The sequence below is a fragment of the Paractinoplanes lichenicola genome (assembly GCF_016785085.1).
GTDB classification, from domain to species: domain Bacteria; phylum Actinomycetota; class Actinomycetes; order Mycobacteriales; family Micromonosporaceae; genus Actinoplanes; species Actinoplanes lichenicola.
Genome location: NZ_JAENHO010000034.1, coordinates 1 through 1405, shown reverse-complemented (window position 1 = coordinate 1405; position 1405 = coordinate 1). Strand labels below are relative to the sequence as shown.

Sequence of the window (1405 nt, the reverse complement as noted above, 5' to 3'; positions counted from 1 at the left end):
GGTCACGTCCGCGGGCGTGGTGTAACAGTCGGCCATCGCTGATCCGTGTGGGTTGATGTTATGCGGCGATCTCGACGGGCTGGTCGGGTTCGGTGTGTTGGCTGGTGGTGATGGGTGTGAGCCGGGCTTTGCGGAGCAGGTCCAGGCCCATGTAGCGGCGTCCTTCGACCCATTCATCGGTTTGTTCGGCGAGGACGGCGCCGACGAGGCGGATGATCGCGGCCCGGTTCGGGAAGATCCCGACGACGTCGGTGCGCCGGCGGATCTCTTTGTTCAGCCGTTCTTGTGGATTGTTCGACCAGATCTGGCGCCAGAGCTCACGCGGGAATGCGGTGAACGCGAGGAGGTCGGCTCGGGCGTCGTCGAGGTGCTCGGCCGCGTCGGGGAACTTCTCCGCGATGGTCTCGAGGACCCGGGCGTATTGAGCTTCGACGGCGTCGGTGTCGGGCTGGTCGAACACGGTCCGGACCAGGGTGGCGACCCATGGCTGCGCCGTTTTAGGGACCTTGGCCAGCAGGTTGCGCAGGTAGTGGGTGCGGCAGCGCTGCCAGCCGGCGCCGGGCAGTGCTGCGCCGATCGCGGAGACCAGGCCGCGGTGGGCGTCGGAGACGACCAGGCGGACCCCGGACAGGCCCCGGGCGGTCAGCGAGCGCAGGAAGGCCAGCCAGCCGGCTCCGTCCTCGTCCGAGCTGATCTCGAGGCCGAGGACCTCGCGGCCGCCGTCGGCGTTGACCCCGACAGCGACCAGCGCGTGGACGTTGATGGTGCGGCCGTGTTCACGGACCTTGATGACCAGAGCGTCAACCCAGACGAACGTGTAAGGCCCGCCGTCCAGCGGCCGGTTGCGGAACGCTTCGACCTGCGCGTCCAAATGCTTGGCCATCTCCGAGACCTGACTCTTGGACAACTGCTTGATCCCGAGCTGCTCGACCAGCTTCTCCACCCTGCGGGTCGAAACACCGAGCAGATAGCTGGTCGCCACCACGCTGACCAGAGCCTGCTCGGCGCGGCGGCGATGCTGCAACAACCAGTCCGGGAAGTACGAGCCTTGCCGCAACTTCGGGATCGCGAGCTCGACGGTGCCGGCCCGGGTGTCCCAGTCGCGGTGGCGGTAGCCATTACGCGAGTTGACCCGCTCATCGCTGCGTTCGCCGTACTCCGCCCCGCAGACCGCGTCGGCCTCGGCCGACATCAGCGTCTCAGCGAAGGTTTGCACCATCGCCCGTAGTAGATCAGGGCTCGCCGATTGAAGATGCTCGCGTAGCAGCTCAGCGACGTTCAAACTCGGTTCTGCGGCCATCGCAGGTCTCTCCTTCGTGATCTTCAAGCAATCCGAAGGATCTGCGATGGCCGCTCTCGCGCGCCGGGAAAGCCCAGCTCATACACCACTTCGGTGGACGTGACC

1 protein-coding gene is annotated in these 1405 nt (G+C 66.5%); it reads right to left on the bottom strand.

Translation table 11 applies throughout. The features are described from left to right. Positions 1–58 precede the first annotated feature (58 nt). Positions 59–1300, bottom strand: a complete 1242-nt coding sequence (locus JKJ07_RS49400; protein WP_203078860.1) for an IS256 family transposase — start codon at positions 1298–1300, stop codon at positions 59–61. Positions 1301–1405 lie beyond the last annotated feature (105 nt).